The organism is Streptomyces sp. NPDC058239 (assembly GCF_042882185.1).
Classification (GTDB): domain Bacteria; phylum Actinomycetota; class Actinomycetes; order Streptomycetales; family Streptomycetaceae; genus Streptomyces.
The window spans coordinates 40,997-61,027 of sequence record NZ_JBHVWS010000025.1 but is presented as its reverse complement, the minus strand read 5'-3'; the positions used below and the strand labels follow the sequence as shown (position 1 = coordinate 61,027).

Here is a 20,031-nt window from a genome sequence, read left to right as displayed (position 1 = left end):
CGCACCTGACGGACGCGCCCGCGGAACGCCCGGCGTCGGCCGCGGTTCCGCGGGCGCGTCCGATCGCGTCACCTCGCGAGGTGGGGTGGGGCGGGGCGTCAGTCGATCGCACCGGACAGTGCCGAGGTCTGCTGCGCAGCAGACCCGCGCCGGGTGTGACGTGCCATCGGCACCAGGCAGATCGCGACCGCGCCCAGCGCGGCGGCGACGGCGAAGGTGGTGAATCCGAGGCCGGCGTTGCCGCCCTCGACGACGGCGCCGCCGAGCCAGGGGCCGACGGCCGCACCGGTGCGCCCGGTGCCGGTGACCCGGCCCAGGCCGGTGGCCCGCTGGGCGGGCGCGTACACGGTGGAGGTGGACGAATACACCATGGCCTGGGCGCTGAAGAGCCAGATGCCGGTGATGAAGACGACCATGCAGGCGACGCCGAGCGGCATGTGTGGGAATCCGGTGTTGGATGCGGCAGGGCCCGCCGTTCGGGCTCTGCTCACCGCAGCCGGGACGGCCCGGTACCGTCGGTCCCTTGTACTACAGCCGGAGATCATGTGACGCGGTCTCCGGCTGTTCGATGACCGGGCATGATGCCGGGTGTGACGGCTGGGCAGAGAGCCGGGCGGGGGATGCCGAACTGTCCGCGTTGACTGGTTCGTTGGGGTACTTGTTCAAACCGCCAGAGCCGTGGCCGCGACTGCCGCGCAGCTCGGCGGTGAGCAGTTGGTCGACCGGCCCGGCTCCCAGGCCCCGCTCGGCGCCCCTGCCCTTTGGCCGGACGGCCTGCTGGGCAGGGACGGCCCGCGTATGAGTGACGGACTCCAGATGCTGGCCGTGGTCCGCCTCGGCCACGCCGTCGCCCTCACGGCCGCGCCGGAGCACGGGACTGGCACGCCCGACGGCACGGTCAGCCTCCGGCTGGAGGACGGCCCGAGCATCACCCTGCGCCTGCTGTGGGGGCGCAGGGGCGACACCGCGGATGTACGCCGCTTCGCGCGATACGTCATGACAACCCTGCGCGACCGCACGCAGCAAGCCACAACGCCGTCGCACGCGGGTGCACGACAGGTGAGTCCACCGCCTTGACGGCCGGACATGCCCGGTCTGGACGATCTCGCGAAGTTGAGGCCGTGGCTGGAAGCCGAACATGGGCGCCTGGCACGAGTGGGTGAACGTGGGCGGCCGGCCCGCCCGCCCCGAAGACGCACGGGCCCTCGGCATCCCCCTGAGCAGCTTCGAGGCCACCCAGCCGTAGGCATCACGGAAGCGCGGTCACAACTCCGATTCTCCGTCGCTGCCGCTGACTGCGTGAGACCGCCCCTCGATCAGCACCGTCGCCACTGTTGCCACGTCGTCTTCGTGGCGTTCGCACCGTGGCCAAGCCCACTGACAGCGCCGCACCACTCACCAAAAGCAGACAGTAGAGCGCCCTCCGCAAGTACTTGAGGACTGAGGGCTGTCCGAATTGATTACTTGGCGGTCCAATGGCCCAGGTCATTCCCGCCGGCCTCCGCCGCTCGCCGCAGCGCCTCCGGAGAACCCAGCATGCCCTGCGGCAGATAGCCGGACCGGACACCCAACTCCCACCCATGTACTTGGACCGCAAGGGCGGCCAGACCAAGGGTGCCGAGCGGCAGCAGGGTCCTGGGGGCGGGATCGGGTCCCACGCTTTCCCGGTGCTCGATGAGCCGGGCCACGAGAGCCTGCTCAAAGGCGTGCTGGTCGTCATCGAGGAGTACGCGAAGGAGGCGCTGGTCCGGTGTCAGGGGGCCGGCTGCGTCCAGTTTCCGGGCGGCCTCGGTGCGTTCGTCGGCGTCCGGCCTGCACAGGGTCATGGTGGGCCAGTCTCGGGGCAGGTGCCCGCGCGCCTGGGTCAGGTAGCCGCACAGTGCGTCCATCGCAGCAAGGTCCGCCGGATCCGACGTCGAGTTCAGCTCCGAGTACGGCACCCCGTCGCGGATCGCGGGCGCGTAGTCGTCCCGCAGCAGCAGACCGATCACCCGCCGCCATTCCCACACCAGGCCACTGACCAGGCATATCGTAAACGTGTCGACCCACGTTCCGGCCGTGGGGGCCTGCTCGATGACGTCGCCGAAGGCGATGTCATCGCTGCTGAGCCTCTCGTCGATGAGCGGAAATACGATCTCCTGGTCGCCGTTGGGGAAGCAGCCGACGCTCAGCACCCCCAGGGAACACTCCGCCGCGGTCCGAAGTGCCGAGTGCGATGCCTCGTCGAGCGCGGGATCCTCCACGGTGCGGGCGGCGATGTGGTCGAGGAGCTCGTCATGCATCTCCCGCAGCTTTTCCGGGGACGCGTCGTCGTAGCGCATCCAGTGCCACCGCCCCCGAGTCCGTCGGCTGATGTCCTCGAGTGCCCGGGCTATGTGCTGTCCGCTGACCTCGTGGCGCGCCACTTCCTGCACGGCTGTTGTCCTCTCATGATCTTTTCGGCCGGACGCGGCACGCTATCAGCCGGCTCGGACATTGCCCCGGGTCCGGCCGCGAGATCCTGGTAGCAACAGGGGCGCTGAGTGAGCGGTGCCGCGCGCTCCTGTCTGCTCCGGGACCCTTCCGCCCGATGTGGAACCTCACTTTCTTCGGCACGAGGTGGGCCAACTTCTCTTCGCGCCAGGGCACGTTGGTCGTCGGCGACTCAATCCGGAACCGAATGACGTCGAACGGCTGGATGTGCCGTGCGTCGCCAACGTGCCTCACAACCCCTCGGAGTCGCGGCAAAGGCCGTGCCCCACTGCGATGTGTCGCTTTACATGGAGGCAGCGTCCTTGCCCGGCGTCGCGGTCAGGCAGTGCGTCGTGTCTCAGTCGTAGATGCCGGGAGATCCAGGCAAGTGGCGAAGATCACCGCAAAAGGAAGGGGAACGGCGAATGCCTGTGCGTGAATCCCTCATGTGGATCTCCAGGCGGGGCCGGCCCGAGGGGGTGTCCGATTCGGCGGGCCACCGCTTCAGCAGCACTGCGAGCGTCCGCCAGTAGGGCAGGACCAGGGCACAGACACGGCGTCCCCATCGTGGAGTTGTTGACGCTCTGGGATCGGGGACGGGCCGTGCCTGGTGGGGGCTGGGGTCAGCAGAGTGCCTTGGCCAGGCGTGTCAGGCCGTCCGCGATCTCGGCGGGGGTGTGGGTGGTGAACGAAAGGCGCAGTGTCGCCGGGTCCGGGTGGCCGGCGAAGAAGGGAGCGCCGGGGACGTAGGCCACGTTGTGGGCGACCGCTTGCCGGAGCAGGGCGGTCGCATCGTGGTCGGAGGGGAGGCGGGCCCAGAGGAACATGCCGCCGTCCGGACGGTTCCAGCTGCTCCCGGCGGGCAACGCGTCCGCCAGTCCGGCGAGCAGGGCGTCGCGGCGCTCGCGGTAGGCATTGCGGACGGTGGTGAGGTGGGCGTCCAGGTCGGAGTCGGCGAGGTAGCGGGCTGCGGCGGCCTGGTCGACTGTCGACGTGTGCAGGTCGGCGGCCTGCTTGGCTATGACGCAGGCACGCCGGAGCGCGGCCGGGCCGCGCAGCCAGCCGAGCCGCAGACCGGGGGCCATCACCTTGGAGAAGCTGCTCAGCAGCACTGTGCGGTCCTCTGCCCCGGCGCAGCCCGAGATCCACTGCACCGGTTCTCCGCTGAAGCGCAGCTCGCCGTACGGGTCGTCCTCGACGACCCAGAGTCCGCGCCGTGCCGCCACCTCCGCGACCGCTCGCCGGCGTGCGAGTGACAGCGTCCGGCCGGTCGGGTTCTGGAAGTTGGGCACCAGATACAGCAGCTTGGGCCGTTCCGCCGCGACGAGCGCGTCCAGCGCGTCCGGCATGATGCCGTCCTTGTCGGTGGGGACCGGGATGATCCGCGCGGCTGCGAGTCCGAAGCACTGCAGCGCGGCGAGATAGGTCGGGTCCTCGACCAGGACGGTGTCGCCGGGCTCCAGCAGAGCTGAGGCCAGCAGTGACAGGCCCTGCTGCGAGCCGCCGGTGATCAGCAGGTCCTCGGGTTCGGTCGGCAGGCCGCGCGTCGTGAGCCGGGCGGCGACGGCTGCGCGCAGCGACGGGTCGCCCTCGGTGGTCGAGTACTGCAGCACCTGTCGCGGCGACTCGCGCAGCACCGCGTCGTAGGCCGCGCGGATGCCCTCCGCGTCGAAAAGCTCAGGGGCGGGGAGGCCTCCCGCGAACGAGATGACCTCGGGGCGGGCGGTCAGCGACAGGATCTCCCGAACGGGGGACGCCGCCACGTGGGCGGTGCGGGCGGCAAGAGCAGGGACAGCGGTGGTGCCGATATCGGCTGTGGTCGTCATGTCTGCCCACCCTACGAAGCCCCGGTCCGTCAGCCATGGCAATTTCACGATGCGGTCGCCGTGCGGCGGGCCGGGTGCGGTGCGCCCCGGCTCTTGTCCTCTCTTGCGCACGGTGGTGGCCATGCCAAATATCTGACAGCCAGTAAGTGCGGCCAGGGCCGGGTGGTAGTTCAGACAGGAACGGCGTCCCCATCGTGGAGTTGTTGACGCTCTGCGACCGGGGAGGGGCCGGGCCTGCCGTTCCAGCATGCGTCCTGGAGCCGCTGCGTGAGGAGTTGCTTGCGCTGCTGCCTCTGCATCGCGACGCCGGACGAGTTGTGGGCGCTGTTTCGGCGGGTGGTGCCCGCGACGGAGGTGATGCGTCCGCAGGGTGGGGGCCTGCGTCGGGCGGGTGACCGTGAGGCCCTGGCCGTAATCGTGTTCGTGGCGACGTCTGGCTGCACGTGGAGGCAGCTGCCTCCGGTGTTCGGTCCGTGCTGGCAGACGGTGTACGACGTTCCGCCCGGTGGAGCCGGGACCGGGCCTGGGCGAGGCTCCACCGCGTCGTCCTCGACGAACTGGGCGCCCGCGGCGAACTGGACTGGTCCCGGTGCGCCATCGACTCCGTCAGCCTCCGGGGTGGTGAGGAACTGTCGGTCAGTTCAGCAGCGAGCGAGGCCGCGAGTCCAGGATCGCCTCGGCTTCGTCGCTGACCGCGCGAATCACTTCCGCAGCGGGGCGGACAGCGTCGACCAAGGACGCTGACTGACCGTAGAGGATCATGCTCGTGTCCGGGTCGGGTGGGGCCTCGAATGGGTTGACGTTTTCCGTGGGTGCGAATTCCTCCTTACGGTCCCGCAGCGTTGCCTGACGCTCCGACCACTCATCGGTGAACCGATTGCGGCGGACGCGTGCGCCGATCTCCGCCGGCCACGGCATTCCTGACACGATGTCGTAGGCCTGCGTCCATACAGTGTCGCTGCCATCACTCTCGACGATCAGACGCTTGTGGATGTCGTGCACCTCGACCGCCTCGGGCGTGGCGAGAAGCGCCGTGCCCAGCCATGCACCGTCCGCACCGGCGGTGAGGACGGCCGCGAGGGTTCGACCGTCGGCGATGCCGCCTGCGGCCAGCACCGGGACATCGGGATACCGCCTCACGACCCCGGCCAGGAACGGCAGCAGGCCCATCGTCCCGGTATGGCCGCCGGCCTCGATGCCCTGCACCACGAGGACATCGGCACCCGCAGCGACAGCCGTCTCCGCGTCCTCGTAGTTCTGGATTTGGCACATCACCCGGGCTCCTGCGTCCTTGGCCCGAGTGAGCCACGGCTGAGGGCCGGCGAATGACAGGGCGACGACCTCTGGCCGCTCCTGCAGCGTTGCCTGGAACAGCGGCTCGGTGAAGGAGAGGAACGGCGTGATGAAGCCGACTCCGAACGGCCGGTCTGTCCTGGCGCGGATGGTCGCGATCTCTGTACGGATCCAGTCAGGGCCTTTCCAGGGATGCGTACCCCCGAAGCAGCCGAGCCCGCCAGCGGCGGACACCGCGGCGGCAAGTGTCCCGCCGCTGTGCAAGCTCATGGGGGCCGCCATCACCGGATAAGTGATCCCGAACATCTCAGTGAATCTCGTATGCAACATGGACAGACAATAGGGGACTTAAACGTCGTTTCCTTCGGCTCGGCGGGCCGTTGTGCCGTGCATGACGTGTTTCGTTGAGCAGCTGGAGTGCCGGCCGAGTTGTGGGTCTTGTTCCGTCGAGTGGTGCCGCCGACGGAGGTGGTGCGTCCGCAGGGCGGTGGCCGACGGCGGGCGGGCGATTGTGAAATGTTGGCGGCAATCTTGTTCGTGGCGACCACGGGCTGCGCGTGGCGGTAGTTGCCGCCGGTGTTCGGACCGGCCTGGCCGACGGTCTACAGGCGATTCGCGCAGTGGTCGAAAGCGCGGGCGTGGGCCCGGCTGCACCGCGTTGTTCTCGATGAACTCGGTGCCAGGGTTGAGCTGGACTTGTCGCGTTGCGCGATCGATTCCGTCAGTGTCCGGGCTGCAAAAGGTGCCCCTATGGGCTTCGTCAAGCTGCTGCGGTGACCGGGAGTTCGTAGAAGGTGCCGTCTCGGAGCACGGCGAAGAGCACGTCGATGCGCCGTCTGGCGAGGGCGATGAGGGCTGCGACGTGGTGTTTGCCCTCGCGGCGCTTTCTGTCGTAGTACGAGCGTGATTCCGGTTGGGAGAGCGAGGCGAAAGCGGCGAGGTAGAAGGCGCGTTTGAGTTGTTTGTTGCCGCGCCGGAAGGGGTGTTCGCCGCGAATGGACGAGCCGGAACTGCGGGTGACCGGTGCCAGACCGGCGTAGGCGGCCAGGTGCCCAGCCGTCGGGAAGGCACTGAACCGCTTGTGCGCGGTATCCCTCCCATCCGGTCCCGCCGCGGCCCGCGCCGCCGACAGCCGGGCAAAGCTGCATGCCGACAAGGGCTACGACTGCGACCACCTGCGTCGATGGTTCCGTAAACGCGGCATCGCCCACCGCATCGCCCGCAAGGGCATCGAATCCTCACAGCGACTGGGCCCTCACCGCTGGGTGGTCGAGAGGACAGTGTCCTGGCTAGCAGGCTGCCGACGTGTGCACCGCCGCTACGAGCGCAAAGCGGAACACTTCCTTGCCTTTATGGGCATAGCATAAGTTTTCATCTGCCACCGCCGACTCACGAGGCGAAACGAAACTAGAGCCCAACACGCTCAGGGCGGGCGTTTTGACGCCCGCACGCCATGACCTTCGCTAGAATGTGACGCAGCCGTGTGACGTCCTCTGCCGGTGCATCGAGGATTGTTTTGATCTCCGCGTCCTCCAGCGCCAAGGCATCGAGAGAATCCTGGGCTGGCGACACGGTGAGCATGTTGTTCGTCAGGGCTGTCTTCCGGACGCAGCCATAGGCCGTGTTTTGGTCAGGTGTCACCACACAATGCGTGTCCCAACCGAGCGCTAGGTCCTGCCGGGAGGGCTCGGCGACGCTGCCCATGAACACCAGGCTGAAACTGCCTTCCTCCTCGTCCTCAGCGACACCGGCCAGCATGACGTCGTCGCCGGGGATAATCTCAGTGCCCACCACGCGCGCCGTGAACCTGTATGTCATGCCTGAGTTCTACCAGGCCGCCCAACGGCGTCTACAAGCAAGCCGACCAGGAGTGGCCAGCTACCACCCTCCAATAGAAACGATGTCCGACCCACCGGTTTGGCTACACCCGCCGTACCCACTCCGGGTGGTGAGCGAGGCGTTGAAGTGCTGTCGCAGGAAAACGGGGGATGAATGTCGGCTCCGTCACTTCATGTCTCCCCAGGATCGGCCGTCCCTTCCCGTGCTCGTCACCCCTGCCGTACAAATCGTGCTGACCGCGTCCGAGCGCCACCAACTGAAGAAAATGGCCTGCGGACACAAGACTCCGCATCGGGCGAGGCGACGGGCCGCCATCGTGCTTCTGGCGGCCCGGGGGCGTTCCATCGCCCGAATAGCTCCGCTGACGCGGATGCATGTGGACACGGTGCGCAGCTGGCGGGGCCGGTTCGCCGTCGGCGGCCTGCCTGACCGCAAGCGCTCGGGCAGGCCGCCCTCGTTCACCCGGCTGCAGGTCGCCGAAGTCAAGGCGATGTCCTGTCAGTTGCCCGCCGAGACCTGTGCTCCTCTGTCGCATTGGTCGTGTCCGGAACTGGCACGTGAGGCAGTTGCCCGGGCCAATGTCCCGGCCGTCTCGGACTCCACCATGCGCCGCTGGCTCAAGGCCGACGCGATCAAGCCCTGGCAGTACCGGTCCTGGATCTTCATCCGCGACCCGGCCTTCCACGCCAAGGCCGCCCGCCTACTGGGCCTGTACGCCCGAGGGGGTGGCATCGCGTTTACGGGCGCCGAGCGAAATGGTGAGTCTGCGGTAACAGACGAGGCCATTGCTGGTCTCCGCCAGCAGTGTGAAAGTCTGAGCCGATGAATGCTAATCCCATTGACTGGCCGTCGATTGCCGCCGATGACTTCCCCTTCCCCGAGGTCATGCCCGCTTCGCAGCTCGCCGGCGAGTTGTTGGCCATGCTGGTCTCACCAGACCCTGAGATCCGTGACGACTACGCCTACACCGCTGTTTCCCGGTGGATCAAGGGAGGACATTTCGATGAAATCCTGGAGGCACTCGGCGACACCGCCGCCAGCCGCTTCACCCACCCCGAGGTTCAGGCCCGGACCTTCGCACCGCTGATTCTCTGCTCCGTTCTGGCGCGCGGACAAGCCGTCCCCGGCCTCATGCCGGAGGAGGCTGCGGAGCGCTGGTACGCCGGATTCTCGGCCTGGTATCCGGCCGAGCATGACACTCGCGGCTGGGACGACTCCCTGGGCTGGCTGCACGCCGTCGCACACGGCGCCGACGCTACTGCTGCGTTCGCGAAGGCCCTGCCCGACCGCCGCACCGAACTCCTCGAACTGTGTGCCCGCAGGATGACAGCCACGCAAGTCGACTACCGTTACGCGCAATTGGAGGACGCGCGGCTTGCCCGTGCGCTCATGCGTATCCTCCAGGCCCCTGGCCTGAAGCGCGAGCAGGCTACCGGCTGGTTGACCGTGGTTGCGGAGGCCCTGGACGGCCGAGGTCCCGGGCCCCTCCCGATTTGGGTGTTCAACACGTTTGCCACCCTCCAGTCCCTCCACGTGCACCTGGCTCGAGGCCTTGTCGGCGAAGGTGTCCCGCCGCATGCCGAGGCTGTAGCCGCCCGTACCGCCGATCTCCTTCGCCTGCCCTACTACTGGCTCGCCTGACACGGGGCAGCTCCAGCATCACGGATCGTTCCCCGGCTGCACATGACCTTCGACGTTGTTGTGCCAGGTCAGTCGGCAGCAGCCGATGAGGGCTGCGGCGATGCCGATGAAAGCGAGGAAGTGTTCGGGCTTGCGTTCGTAGCGGCGGTGCAGGCGTCGGCAGTCGGCCAGACCCGGTCCCGGCTTACTGGGTGGAACGTCGGTACACCGTCTGCCGGCACGGACCGAACACCGGAGGCAGTTGCCTCCACGTGCAGCCAGACGTCGCCACGAACACGATTGCGGCCAGGGCCTCACGGTCACCCGCCCGACGCAGGCCCCCACCCTGCGGACGCATCACCTCAAGAGCGGAATGACGGAAGACTTTCACGCTCCGTTCCGTCGGAGCCCGGGAGCTCCGGGAGCCCGGGGACGATTCCCCCGGGCCACTCGACCTTCTGGCGCTTCTGGAGTGATGCGGGCAGGGTGGGCGGCATGACAGACAGCGCCGACTCTGTTCCTGCGGACGCAGCGAACGTAGGCGACCGCCAGGCGACAGAGAACATCCTCGGCAGCCCTTTGAGTCAGACATGGCCGACGGGTGCATTGGCACCGGGTAGCCGCGTCACGGTCGTTCGTGACCCGGGCTGGGACGGTCCTTGGCAGGTCGAGTTTCCTGGAACGATCGATGCCATGGGGGCACCCGACCCAACGAACATGTCCAGGCGCTCAGTGGCGAGCTGTTGTACTGGGTCGCCTTTGACACACCGCAGTACGACAGCGGCGGGGACGGTCCCTATCGCAAGGACCAGATCTGGGGTCGGTACCTGAGGGCCGAGCCGGTGCCCGAAGCGTAGGGATGCCGCAGCGCATCCCCTGGGGCAAGTGATGTTGCCGCGCTCGAATCATCCGTCGAACCAGGTCGCTCACCTGGGCATTCGCCGGACGAAGGGGCGGACTTCGTCTGATCATGTGCTTCGACCAAGGTGCGCGACTCACCGCCGCGGGATGATGGTCTTCTGGGTGGCAGTCGAGCTGTGATCATCTCAGGGCGCGCGATCACCGCATCCCGAGGCGCTGACGGCGGACGGCCAGTCACCCGACGCGGATGAGCTTGGACGAGAGCTGATCCGCCTCGGGTGTTCTGCAAGGTGCCTCAAGCGCTTCCGCCATGCTCGCGCGTCGCGATCCGGGCCAGCTTCGTCAGCATCATGCCGTTCCGGACCGCGACGATGTAATCCACGGGGAGTCCGTGCATCCGGGTGCCGGGGCCCCGGAGGGGGTGCCAGTCGAGAACGAAGAGGGTGTTCTCGCCCCAGGGGATCAAGTTCATGGCGATGCGGGCTGCGCCGAAAGGATCTGCCTTCGCTTCCAGTTCGAGGCGGTGTTGCGGTTCGCAGATGCGGACGACGCAAGTGTCGTCGAGGGTCAGGGGGCCGGCACCGACTCGGACTTTCAGGCGGGCGCCTACTTCTGGCCAATGCGGGTCCGCGGTGAGGACCTGCTGGGTTCCTGTCACCCACTCCCCGTAACGGTGGCCGTCGGACAGCAGGCCCCATACCTCGGACGGCGAGCTCAGGATCAGACGGCAGTTCCGGGCCACGCTGATCACGTTCTTTCTGGAGGACGAGGGATATGGGAGATGCTGCCGGTCGTGGCTCCTCCGGGATGAGGCCGTCCGGCACAGCAGGCGCTGGGCAGTGGTGAAGCCCGGCGCGAGAACCTGGTGATGGGTCAGCCGGTGCGGGCGGATCGCCTGGCGGACCGCTTCAGCGCCGGTAGTGGGGGCAACCAGTCGAGCGCGCCGTGGAGCTGCGGGAAATCCTCAATGGTTTCCGCTTTCGCCACACCATGGATGAACTCCGCCCTTCGCACGGCCCAGCGAATGGTTGCTTCGATGAGTCCGAGCCGTCGACTCCGACAACGGTGGCCCCTGGCTTCTTACGCCGGTCAGCCGTGGTCATCCTCGGCTCGACGGCTGGGCGCGGCCGCACCGGGCTCCTGGTCCGGCCGCCCACGGGCTTGGCCTCCAGCCTCATGCCGACCGCACCATCTGCACAATCCGACAGGTCCATACGGGGCTGAGCCGAACCGGATTCCGTAGCGGCTCTGAAACCGGGCGTGATCGCCTCGGCAGATGGGAAGCACACGTCTGATGCCTGCACCCCGGAAGTATCCCGACGAACTGCGTGAGCGAGCCGTCCGTGAAGTACAGAACTGTGGTCGTCCGGTCGCACGGTGGGGCGTTTGATCCGAGGTTCAGGTGTCGCGCCGGTTCGGGGAAGTGCTCGGGACGGAAGTGCCACCAGTCGGTGGCCGCGGCCGGTACGTATCGCAGCTCCGGCCCGGTACGGTGGCCACCGGCCGGGTTCAGTTCGCCTCTGGTGTTCCGGTCTTCACTCCAGCCGCCTGTACCCCGGATCAGCGCTCCGGCCCGGGGTGCAACCGTGTCCTCACCCGGACTGCCCGTCCGGTCCTGCATCCTGTGCCCATGGCCGACACCTTTGACCACGCCCCGCAGGTATGGAACGCCGCGCAACTCCGCGAAGCCATCAAAGACCTGCCCGATGACACACCCATCCACATCGGTGTCGCCGAAGACCCCGGCAACTTCGACGGCTACCGCGAATCCGTCCTCGTCGACGCCCACCATGTTGAGAACTGGTGGCCGGCCACCTCCACCACACCCGAACGCACCGAGACCGAGAAGGCGATGACGCTGTTCGCCGACTGGAATGCCGACAGGTACGACCTGCTCGACTGAACCGGCCGTGGGGACGACCCCGCCTCCGATACCCACCGCCCGCTCGCGGACCGGGCTGAACTCTCCCTGGACGCGCAACATCTGCGCGTCGACACGTTTCCTTGGCGGGACTCCCAGGACCTGGGCGTACTCGGTCATGACTTCGGTGACAGTCGGCTGATCGGGAACTGGCCTGCGAGCGGGGCCTTGCTGATGGGCTGCTGCTGATCACCGCAACGGCTACCGCCGCGCTGGCTAGGCGACGGCACCGGTCAGAAGGGGGCGGCGCCGCCCGAATCGGTCGGACAGCGGCCCGGTGGTCACCTGGCCGAGCGCCAGGCCGAGCAGACAGGCGGTGACAGTCAGCTGCGCGGCCGAGGTCGACGCGTGCAGCTCGCCGGTCAGGGCGGGCAGCACCGGCAGGTAGAGGTCCATCGAGATCGGACCGAAGACCGTCAGCAGGGCGAGGACGACTGCCAGGGCGCGGCCGATGGTCCGCTCACGCGCGACGGTCCTGTCGCGGGGGTGCTCACGCGGGCTCCTGTCGGACGAGGGGGACTCGCCCGCGGTAGCGGCGCAGGTGCGGTGGTGGCCCTGCTCGCCCCGTCCGTAACGACCAGAGGCGAGCAGGGGAGGGTGGGAGGAGGGCCAGGGGCGCAGGAGCGCCTTGATCGCGCGGCGCTCGTCCATGGCCCGGTATGCCTCGGCGGCATTGTCGAGAGGCAGGTCGAGGTCGAAGACCTTGCCGGGGTCTATCTGGCGGCTCCAGATCAGGTCGATCAGCTGCGGCAGGTACTGGCGGACCGGTGCGGGGCCGCCGGGCAGGTGTACGTGGGCGAAGAACAGCTCCTGGCCGTCGAGGGCGACGTCGTGGGAGACGCCGACGTAGCCGACGTGCCCACCCACCCGGGCGGGTCGATCCGATGGCCTGAAGCATCGACTCCTGGGTGCCGACCGCCTCGATGACGGAGTGGGCGCCAAGACCGCAGGTGAGTTCCTTGATCTTGGCGACGCCTTCGTCGCCGCGCTCGGTGACGATGTCGGTGGCGCCGAACTCGCGCGCGAGCTTATGGCGCGGCTCGTGGCGGCTCATCGCAATGATCCGCTCGGCGCCGAAGTGCTTGGCGGCGAGCACCGCGAGCAGGCCGACCGCCCCGTCACCCTGACCGTCTACGCGGCCGAACCCGGCTCCCCGTCCGCGGAAGCAATGAGCCCTCTCGCTTCCTGGGCGGCCACGCATGAGTCGCACCTTTCCGAGAACCCGCTCTCGACCGGCTGACAACGGAAGCAGTCGCCAGCCCTTCTCGTCCGGCATGTACGCACAACCGCTTGATCACTCCCGCGGGACGGTGGGGTCAGGGCGGGGCGGTGACGCGTGCCATGCTGGAACTTCCGGTTTATGGCGGCGAGCGGGGAAAGCGGCAGGGTGAGGACAGTGACACGGGCGAGCCGGACGAGGATCTGGGACCGGTTCTCGGCCTCCGACCCCGGACTGTTGCGGCTGATGGCCGGCCTGCGGACAGTCGGCGCCATCGCGCTCACGCTCGCGGTCCTGGCGCTGCTCAAGGCCGATGTGAGCCACATGGTGGCAGGTGCCATCGCGGCCATGGTCGCGACCTTCGCCATCAAGGAGAAGCAGCGGCGCGAACAGGCCATCACGCTCGCGTTCGGCCTGCCCGTGGCGCTCGTGGCGATGTCACTGGGAGCGGTGTTGAGCACCGAGGTCGTCGCGGGCGACCTCTTCTTCCTCGCGTTGATCTTCGCCGCGGTGTACAGCCGCCGGTTCGGTGATCGCGGTACGGCCCTGGGACTCATCGGGTTTCAGATCTACTTTGTGTCCCTGTTCGTCAGGGCCTCAGTATCCGCGCTGCCGGGGTTGTGCGGCACGCTGGTCGTCGCGTTCGTCTGCAGCGCGGTCGTGCGGTTCGGCCTGGTTGTTGAGACGCCCGAACGCATTCTGCTGCGACTGCGCGAGGCCTTCCGCGCCCGCCTCGCCCAATTGGTCTCCGCTCAGATCGAGTTGCTTGACGCCGGGCCGGACCACGTCGAGAAGGCGCTGGAGGACGTACGCCGGCACACCGCGCGCCTCCACCAGAGCGCGATGATGATCCAGGGACGGCTGGAGGAGGGCACCAGCGACAGCGCCACCGCCTTGCTCGTCCAGCGCCGTATTGCCGACGCCGAGATCGCCGCCGAGCGGCTCGGCGTACTCATCCTCACCGCGCGCAGCTCCGAACGCGCCGATACGCTCACGCTTCATCTGCCGCACGCGCCCGTGCCCGCGCCCGGCAACCAACTGCGGACACAGGATGACATCACCGCAACGCTCCGCCGTGATCTCAACGCGTTGCGCCTGCTCGTCGCCCGCCCAGCCTCGAACAATCGCGGCGCCGCGGTGGCCCACCTCCGCAACCGGCTGCTCGGCTATCGGGACGAGGAAAATCTGCCGCGCGCCTCGGCCCCCGTCCAGGACGTCTTCCGCGGCATCGGGGAGGCGGCGCGCGCTGTCATGGGCCTGCGGCTGGCCCTCGACGGGCCCCAGGACGAGTCCGACGACACACCCGCGACGACGCGTTCCCGCGAGGAACTGGACGCCGAGGACGTAGCCATCGCGCGGGCCGAGGAGACCGAGCCTGTCGAGGATGTCCGCAAGGGACTGGAGCGTCCCACGACCCGTGCCGCGCTCCAGGTGTCGGTGGGTTCGGCGCTGGCCATCGTAGGCGGGGAGTTCCTCTCCAGCCAGCGCTGGTACTGGGCGGTGCTGACCTGCTGGGTCGTCTTCCTGAACACGGCGTCCACCGGGGAGATCCTGGTCAAGGGCTACCGTCGGCTGCTGGGCACGGTTCTCGGCGTCGTCGCCGGTGTCGGCCTGGCGGGCCTGGTGGGCCACCACACCTGGACGGCGTTCGCACTCGTACTGCTTTTCATCTTCGCCATGTTCTTCACCGCGCCGCTGTCGTACGCCCTGATGTCCTTCTTCGTCACGGCGGCACTGGGGCTGCTGTACACCCTGCTCAACACCTACAGCTCCGCGGTGCTCGTCCTGCGCATCGAGGAGACCGCGCTCGGCGCCGCCTGCGGCGTGATCGCGGCGGCCGTGATCCTGCCGGTGCACACCGATCGCCGTACCGACGAACTCCTCGGCACGGTGCTGACCCGGCTCGGTGACGTCACCGATGCCGCGGTGGAGCAGCTGAGCGGCGGGCCCGCCCTCGATCTGCTGGACATGGCCAGGGAGCTCGATACGGCACTGGACGATCTGCGGTCCTCCACGCAGCCGTTGACCCACCCGATCACCCCGCTGAGGACCCGCCGCCAGACCGCTCGCTACGTCGTGGCGCTGCTGGAGACGTGCGCCTACCACGCACGTTCACTGGCGGCGACGGCCGAACTCCTCCCGAACAGCAAGAGTGTCGCCGCGGACCCGCTCCTGAAGGGAGCAGGCCGGCGCATCGCGCACAACATCGACGTCCTCGTCGCGCGTGTCGAGGACGACGACAGCGGCGGCGTGGTGGAGACGGGTGCGAGCCTGGCCTCCATGCTGGAGACGGACAAGCCCGGCTCCCCCCGGCACGACCGTGTCACGGACCGTGTCCTGCGGCATCTGCAGCGCCTGGACGAAGGGTTGATCGGTCTGGCCCGCCCCCTCGGGGTGTCTGTCGCGACACCCGACCGGGCGCCGTATCGGGGCGGGGGTGCGTAGCCCGGGCGGCGTCATGGTGGCTCAGGCATGACGGACGGTTATGGAATCCCCTCGGCCGTGCGCCGGCTGGAACCCCCGCTACTCGCCCAGACCCTGGACCGCCTGCAGGACCTGGGACCGCTGCCCAAAGACGTCAGCGTGCACCCGGACATCGGCTACGACTCGGACAGGACCCGCACCCTGCTCCACGAACGCGGCCTGCACGACCGCATCGCGCACAAGGGAGAGAAGGCACCCCTTCAGGCAAGTCAGAGGTGGCACGTCGAACGCACCCACGCCTGGCAGAACGCCTTCCATCGCCTCGCCCGCTGCTACGAGCGCCGGGCCACCGTCTTCGACGACTTCCTCGACCTCGCCGACACCATCATCACCGTGCGCAGCATGATCCGCCGAGCGTGGACCACTCACCGCTGGGAGGACCGCCCCCACCGCCGCCGGTGACGGGCCGTCATCTGCGCCAGTGGCCGGCTGGTAGCTTGGCCTCCATGATGGTGGCATTGATCGACTCAGGGCTCGGCCTCCTTTCCACCACAGGATGGCTTCGGCACCTCGCCCCGGAACTCGATCTGCTTCTGCTTCTGGACCCCGACGGCGCCCCCTGGGGATCGAGAACTGCCTCCTTCGTCACGGACCGTCTGTTCAGTGCCGCCCAATTGGCCGTCCAGCGAGGTGCGGAGGCCATCGTGGTCCCCTGCAACACCGCCACCGTCACCGCGATCGACGCTCTGCGTGAGAGCTTTGAACCCAGTGTGCCTGTGATCGGAACCGTGCCCGCCGTGAAGTCGGCCGCAGCGGCCGGCCAACGCATCGCCGTGTGGGCAACCGTCCGGACCACGGCGAGTGACTACCAGGATCGCCTGATCGCGGACTTCGCGAGCGGTCGGCCTGTCGCACGTGTCGCATGCCCCGGTCTGGCCGAGGCTATCGACCACGGAGACATGGCCGCAGCAGCAGAAGCGATCGCCGACGCGGCCGAGCGGACCCCCCGGAATTGCGACTCCGTGGTGCTGGGATGCACGCACTATCCCCTGGTGGCACCAGAGATTCTGCAGAGCCTGCCCACCGGAACCACCCTGTACGACAGCGCGGAAGCAGTCGCCCGCCAAGCACTTCGGCGATTGGACCAAACCACAGAATCGCACAGCACCACGGGCTCCATCGACGTGGTACTCAGCGGGCGCCGCGGAAATCTTCCGGCAGGCGCCCACGCCTACCCGGTGGGTCGCGCCCTTGCCGCTGCAGCGCGGGTGCCCCGTGAAATTCTCATCTCCGCCGCAACTCGCGCCTCGATGAACGCTCCGGCGATCTGAGAAGGCCCCGGAACCTTTACCGCTTGTCTGCCAGGCGTACAGCCACTCCGTTTCGCGGTGGACCCCGGGAAATCACAGAGCGTGACAACCACGTGATCGCCCAGGACCTGTGTCCGCCTCGCGCTGGGCTCCCCACCGCGCCTGCCTGCGCGACCTCTTACTGGAGACCGCCGGCGAGCAGGTCGTCGAGGTCTGCCGCCCCAAGCGCCCACCGGTCCGCGGAGGCCGTAGGACGGACAGGCTCGATGTCATCCGAGGATTTCGACGAGGCGCGTGGGTCACCCGACGATGTGCTTGCGCACTACCGGTTCGTCGTGAGGATCTGCGGAGCCTTTGCCTGAGAGATCGGACGTGGCTAATCGAGGCGGGAGACCTGGTAGTGGCTGATGTACCAGCCGTCCTCCGCGCGCTGTACGAGTACAACGAGCTTGACACCCAGTGTGGGCCGGTCGGTGAACGAGAAGTCGACGCTCAGGTAACCGAGCACGAGGTCGTCGGCGGGCTGCCTGGTTTCGAGAATCCGATACTCGGCTGTCATCCCGAGGGGCTGGGAATCGTAGTAGTCGGCGATGCCCTGCCTCCCGACGCTGTATGGGCGCAGTCCCTGGAAAATCGCATCCTCGGTGAAGCAGGAGGCGACCCGCTGCGGCTCGTGGCCGTCAACGGCTGCTTTCCACCGGTCGAGCACGCCGTGCAGGATCGCTTCGCTGTCTGTCGTGCTGTTCATCAGGGGTTCTCCTGTCGAGTGGGATCGAGGTGCACAACTGCTGGGCCGGGCGGGTCACGATGGCGGCCGCCGATGCGGCCGTCCCGTGCCGGCATTGTGTGCCGGCCGGTCGGTCCTTCTCCGGCATCGGATGTGGGGTCGGGCTCATCGAGGAGCCGGTGTCGACGATGACCGATGCGCCACCAGGCCGCCCAGTGTCGCGGCCGGGTCCTGGCCGGCGCTGTCGATGCATTCGGGGGCACCTGTCTCCTCGGCGAGCCGCTCCTTCTCGGGACCGCGGGCGATGGCGGCGAGACCGCGTGGCCGAGTCTGTGGGCGTATCGCAGGGCCGGGTGACCCAGCCCGCAGATGCCCCCGCATGGCCACCAGGGAGCCGTCTCGTGTGTCCACCTGATGCAGGGCGTGAAAGCCATCAGGCCCGCGCACTGCAGAGGCGCGGCTTCGATGACAGTCAGGCCGCCGGGGATGCTCACGAGTCCGTCGGCCCATGCGCAGCCGCCCTCTGCTGCTTGCGGTATCAGTGGCCGGCGCTCATACCACCGTCGACGTGGAGGATCTCGCCGGTCACGAACGGGGCGTTCTCCAGGTAGATCACCGCGTCGACGATGTCGCTCACCTCGCCCATTCGGCCGACCGGGTGCAGAGCGGCGAGGGCCTGGTGGGTCTCGTCGGGGTGCATGGGGGTCTTGATGGTCCCCGGGGAGACGGCGTTGGTGCGGATGCCACGGGTGGCGTACTCGATGGCGAGGGACTTGGTGGCGGACTGCAGGCCGCCCTTGGTCAGCGAGGCCAGCACGGAGGGGACGTTGGAGTCGGCGTTGTCGACCAGGCTGGTGGTGATGTTGACGATGTGGCCCCCGCCCTGGGCGAGCATGTGCCGGATGGCCAGCTGGGTGATGCGGAAGAACCCGGTCAGGTTCACGCCGGTCACGGAGGCGAACTCGTCCTGGGTGTAGTCGGTGAAGGGCTTGGCGACGAAGAGCCCCGCGTTGTTGACCAGGGTGTCGATACGGCCGAACCGCTCGACGCCCGCCGCGATCACGTGTTCGGCGGTGGCGGGGTCGGCGATGTCGCCCTGCACGGTCACGATGTCGGCGTCGTCGGTGGGGGCGATCGTGCGGGAGGTGGCGACGACGGCGTATCCGAGCTGCCGGTAGGCATCGACCAGACTGGCGCCGATGCCCTGAGACGCGCCGGTGATGACTGCGACCTTCTGGCCTGAGAGCTCATGATGACCTTCTCCGAAATGAGGTTGAGGCTTCTTCGACCGAGTCACTAACCGACCGGTCGCCTATTTGGAAGCTACGTGCCGGACGGGATGAAGTCAAAGATCGACAGAGCCGATTCCAGGACCGGTTTACTCATAGCTGGTAGGCGTAACCTCCCAGCCCACGTCAGCAGGCGTCGGCGCAGTGAATTCCTCGGCCGCGTCCGGTGGGGGAGCGGGGATTGTCTAGCGCTGGTGCGGGTCGCCGTCGGGCAACCAGGCGCCCGCGGCATGGATGCCGAGGTCATCGACGCCCTCGCAGAGGGCGTCGATGACGGCCAGGACCGTGGCGCGGTCTTCGCCGGTGCGCCAGACCAGTGACCAGGTCCAGTAGACCTGCGGTGCCACGACCGGGCGCTGGATCAGGTCGGGCGGCAGCGGAGTGGATTGGCCCTTGGGCGAGTTGATGACCGGGCGACTGCTGCGACGGACGTGGTCGAAGAAGGCCGGACCGGTGATGCCGCCGTCGGAGACGCGTACCACACGGGCCCCGGTGTCGCGGGCCACTTGTTCCGCGTACACGTTCCAGGACGACCAGGAGGTCGTGTCGTCGTCAAGGAGGACGACGGTGTCCTGGGCGGGCACGTCGCTGGTGTCGTCGCCGGCGGCGACGGCGTAGAGCCGGTCGGCGCCGATCAGCCCGGCCCGGAGGCCGCGCTGTTCCAGGTCCTCGGTACGCACCCAGCACACTGCGAGGTCGAGGCTTCCGTCGGCGACCCGGGCGGCCTGTGTGTGGGAGGGCGCGATCCACGCGTCGATGTGCAGTCGCGCCACCGCGGAGGTGCGGGCGACCAGGCCTGCCGGAAGCCAGTTTACGTAGCCGAGCCTGACCGGTTCCGATCCGGACAGTCGGCCGGCGCGGCGCTTGAGATCGTCGGCCCGCTCCAGCAGGGCGCGAGCGTGTGGGAGCAGTGCCGCACCGGCTGGAGTGAGGGACACCGAGCGGCGGTCGCGGTCGAGAAGGCGGACGCCGAGGTCGCGTTCGAGTGCCTGGATCTGCTGGGACAGCGAGGGTCCGGCGATCAGGAGCCGCTCGGCGGCCCGGCCGAAGTTCAGTTCCTCGGCGACCGTGACGAAGTACCGCAGTTGGCGCAGCTCCACGCCCGCCATGCTGCGTCGGTGGGAGGCCGCTCCTACCAGCAGGGAGGAAGCGGGTCGTGGCGTCGGCCCTGGTGGCAGGCAGACGATGAGGGCATGGCAGCCCGACGGCACGTCGACGCAGCAGTCCCCGCCGGCCTCCGGCGGGCGGTCA

General features: G+C 68.3%; 16 protein-coding genes and 7 pseudogenes. 10 read left to right on the top strand and 13 right to left on the bottom strand.

Annotated elements, in window-relative coordinates; all coding sequences use genetic code 11:
- Positions 1–98: 98 nt before the first annotated feature.
- Entirely contained in the window at positions 99–437 is a 339-nt protein-coding gene (locus ACFVYE_RS25260; RefSeq protein WP_383978058.1) for a hypothetical protein, read from the bottom strand.
- 241 nt (positions 438–678) lie between these two features.
- Here ACFVYE_RS25260 and ACFVYE_RS25255 point away from each other — a divergent pair, with 241 nt between their 5' ends.
- The gene (locus ACFVYE_RS25255) at positions 679–1,077 is read left to right on the top strand and encodes a hypothetical protein (RefSeq protein WP_389607433.1); all 399 of its coding nucleotides are present in this window, start codon (positions 679–681) and stop codon (positions 1,075–1,077) included.
- A gap of 383 nt (positions 1,078–1,460) precedes the next feature.
- Here ACFVYE_RS25255 and ACFVYE_RS25250 read toward each other — a convergent pair whose 3' ends face one another.
- Positions 1,461–2,414, bottom strand: a complete 954-nt coding sequence (locus ACFVYE_RS25250) for an immunity 49 family protein (RefSeq protein WP_383978052.1) — start codon at positions 2,412–2,414, stop codon at positions 1,461–1,463.
- Positions 2,415–3,074: 660 nt separating this feature from the next.
- Positions 3,075–4,277 (bottom strand): PLP-dependent aminotransferase family protein, encoded by a 1,203-nt coding sequence (locus ACFVYE_RS25245; RefSeq protein ID WP_389607432.1) that lies wholly within the window; start codon positions 4,275–4,277, stop codon positions 3,075–3,077.
- A 279-nt stretch (positions 4,278–4,556) separates the two neighbouring features.
- On the opposite strand from ACFVYE_RS25245, the pseudogene ACFVYE_RS25240 reads away from it, so the two are divergent.
- Positions 4,557–4,894 (top strand): annotated as a pseudogene (locus tag ACFVYE_RS25240) (transposase); the annotation flags it as partial.
- A 19-nt stretch (positions 4,895–4,913) separates the two neighbouring features.
- Here ACFVYE_RS25240 and ACFVYE_RS25235 read toward each other — a convergent pair.
- Positions 4,914–5,900, bottom strand: coding sequence for an NAD(P)H-dependent flavin oxidoreductase (locus ACFVYE_RS25235; protein ID WP_383978047.1), 987 nt, complete (start codon positions 5,898–5,900; stop codon positions 4,914–4,916).
- 267 nt (positions 5,901–6,167) lie between these two features.
- On the opposite strand from ACFVYE_RS25235, the pseudogene ACFVYE_RS25230 reads away from it, so the two are divergent.
- Positions 6,168–6,322 (top strand): annotated as a pseudogene (locus ACFVYE_RS25230) (IS5/IS1182 family transposase); the annotation flags it as partial.
- 8 nt (positions 6,323–6,330) lie between these two features.
- Here the strand turns inward: ACFVYE_RS25230 and ACFVYE_RS25225 are convergent.
- Positions 6,331–6,642: pseudogene (locus ACFVYE_RS25225) on the bottom strand (transposase); the annotation flags it as partial.
- On the opposite strand from ACFVYE_RS25225, the pseudogene ACFVYE_RS25220 reads away from it, so the two are divergent.
- A pseudogene (locus ACFVYE_RS25220) lies at positions 6,643–6,937 on the top strand (transposase); the annotation flags it as partial. It abuts the pseudogene before it with no gap.
- Positions 6,938–6,977: 40 nt separating this feature from the next.
- On the opposite strand, the gene ACFVYE_RS25215 reads toward ACFVYE_RS25220, so the two are convergent.
- A complete protein-coding gene (locus ACFVYE_RS25215) occupies positions 6,978–7,388 on the bottom strand; it encodes an Imm10 family immunity protein (protein ID WP_383978044.1) in 411 nt (136 codons plus the stop codon).
- A 250-nt stretch (positions 7,389–7,638) separates the two neighbouring features.
- On the opposite strand from ACFVYE_RS25215, the gene ACFVYE_RS25210 reads away from it, so the two are divergent.
- Both ACFVYE_RS25210 and ACFVYE_RS25205 read left to right on the top strand, forming a co-directional pair.
- Positions 7,639–8,235: a helix-turn-helix domain-containing protein gene (locus ACFVYE_RS25210; RefSeq protein ID WP_389607431.1), complete on the top strand. Its 597-nt coding sequence runs from the start codon at positions 7,639–7,641 to the stop codon at positions 8,233–8,235.
- Between the two features lie 59 nt (positions 8,236–8,294).
- Entirely contained in the window at positions 8,295–9,050 is a 756-nt protein-coding gene (locus ACFVYE_RS25205) for a DUF2785 domain-containing protein (RefSeq protein WP_389607430.1), read from the top strand.
- A 187-nt stretch (positions 9,051–9,237) separates the two neighbouring features.
- On the opposite strand, the pseudogene ACFVYE_RS25200 reads toward ACFVYE_RS25205, so the two are convergent.
- Both ACFVYE_RS25200 and ACFVYE_RS25195 read right to left on the bottom strand, forming a co-directional pair.
- Positions 9,238–9,387, bottom strand: a pseudogene (locus ACFVYE_RS25200) (transposase); the annotation flags it as partial.
- A 798-nt stretch (positions 9,388–10,185) separates the two neighbouring features.
- Positions 10,186–10,632, bottom strand: coding sequence for an SRPBCC family protein (locus ACFVYE_RS25195; protein WP_383976584.1), 447 nt, complete (start codon positions 10,630–10,632; stop codon positions 10,186–10,188).
- Positions 10,633–11,520: 888 nt separating this feature from the next.
- On the opposite strand from ACFVYE_RS25195, the gene ACFVYE_RS25190 reads away from it, so the two are divergent.
- A complete protein-coding gene (locus ACFVYE_RS25190) occupies positions 11,521–11,793 on the top strand; it encodes a DUF6225 family protein (RefSeq protein WP_383976577.1) in 273 nt (90 codons plus the stop codon).
- A 234-nt stretch (positions 11,794–12,027) separates the two neighbouring features.
- Here the strand turns inward: ACFVYE_RS25190 and ACFVYE_RS25185 are convergent, their stop codons facing one another.
- Complete coding sequence (locus ACFVYE_RS25185; RefSeq protein ID WP_383976582.1) at positions 12,028–12,231, bottom strand: MFS transporter; 204 nt, start codon at positions 12,229–12,231, stop codon at positions 12,028–12,030.
- 192 nt (positions 12,232–12,423) lie between these two features.
- Positions 12,424–12,934 (bottom strand): annotated as a pseudogene (locus ACFVYE_RS25180) (zinc-binding dehydrogenase); the annotation flags it as partial.
- A gap of 237 nt (positions 12,935–13,171) precedes the next feature.
- On the opposite strand from ACFVYE_RS25180, the gene ACFVYE_RS25175 reads away from it, so the two are divergent.
- The 3 genes and pseudogenes from ACFVYE_RS25175 (at position 13,172) to ACFVYE_RS25165 (ending at position 16,785) form a co-directional block, all read left to right on the top strand.
- Positions 13,172–15,475 carry an FUSC family protein gene (locus ACFVYE_RS25175; protein ID WP_383976575.1) on the top strand — a complete coding sequence of 768 codons (2,304 nt, stop codon included), beginning with the start codon at positions 13,172–13,174 and terminating at the stop codon, positions 15,473–15,475.
- 21 nt (positions 15,476–15,496) lie between these two features.
- Positions 15,497–15,916: pseudogene (locus tag ACFVYE_RS25170) on the top strand (transposase); the annotation flags it as partial.
- 44 nt (positions 15,917–15,960) lie between these two features.
- The gene (locus ACFVYE_RS25165) at positions 15,961–16,785 is read left to right on the top strand and encodes a glutamate racemase (protein ID WP_389607429.1); all 825 of its coding nucleotides are present in this window, start codon (positions 15,961–15,963) and stop codon (positions 16,783–16,785) included.
- Between the two features lie 355 nt (positions 16,786–17,140).
- Here the strand turns inward: ACFVYE_RS25165 and ACFVYE_RS25160 are convergent, their stop codons facing one another.
- The 3 genes from ACFVYE_RS25160 to ACFVYE_RS25150 form a co-directional block, all read right to left on the bottom strand.
- A complete protein-coding gene (locus tag ACFVYE_RS25160) occupies positions 17,141–17,512 on the bottom strand; it encodes a YybH family protein (protein WP_383976571.1) in 372 nt (123 codons plus the stop codon).
- Between the two features lie 517 nt (positions 17,513–18,029).
- Positions 18,030–18,788, bottom strand: a complete 759-nt coding sequence (locus ACFVYE_RS25155) for an SDR family NAD(P)-dependent oxidoreductase (protein WP_383976570.1) — start codon at positions 18,786–18,788, stop codon at positions 18,030–18,032.
- Positions 18,789–18,965: 177 nt separating this feature from the next.
- Positions 18,966–19,889: a LysR family transcriptional regulator gene (locus ACFVYE_RS25150; protein ID WP_389607428.1), complete on the bottom strand. Its 924-nt coding sequence runs from the start codon at positions 19,887–19,889 to the stop codon at positions 18,966–18,968.
- Positions 19,890–20,031 lie beyond the last annotated feature (142 nt).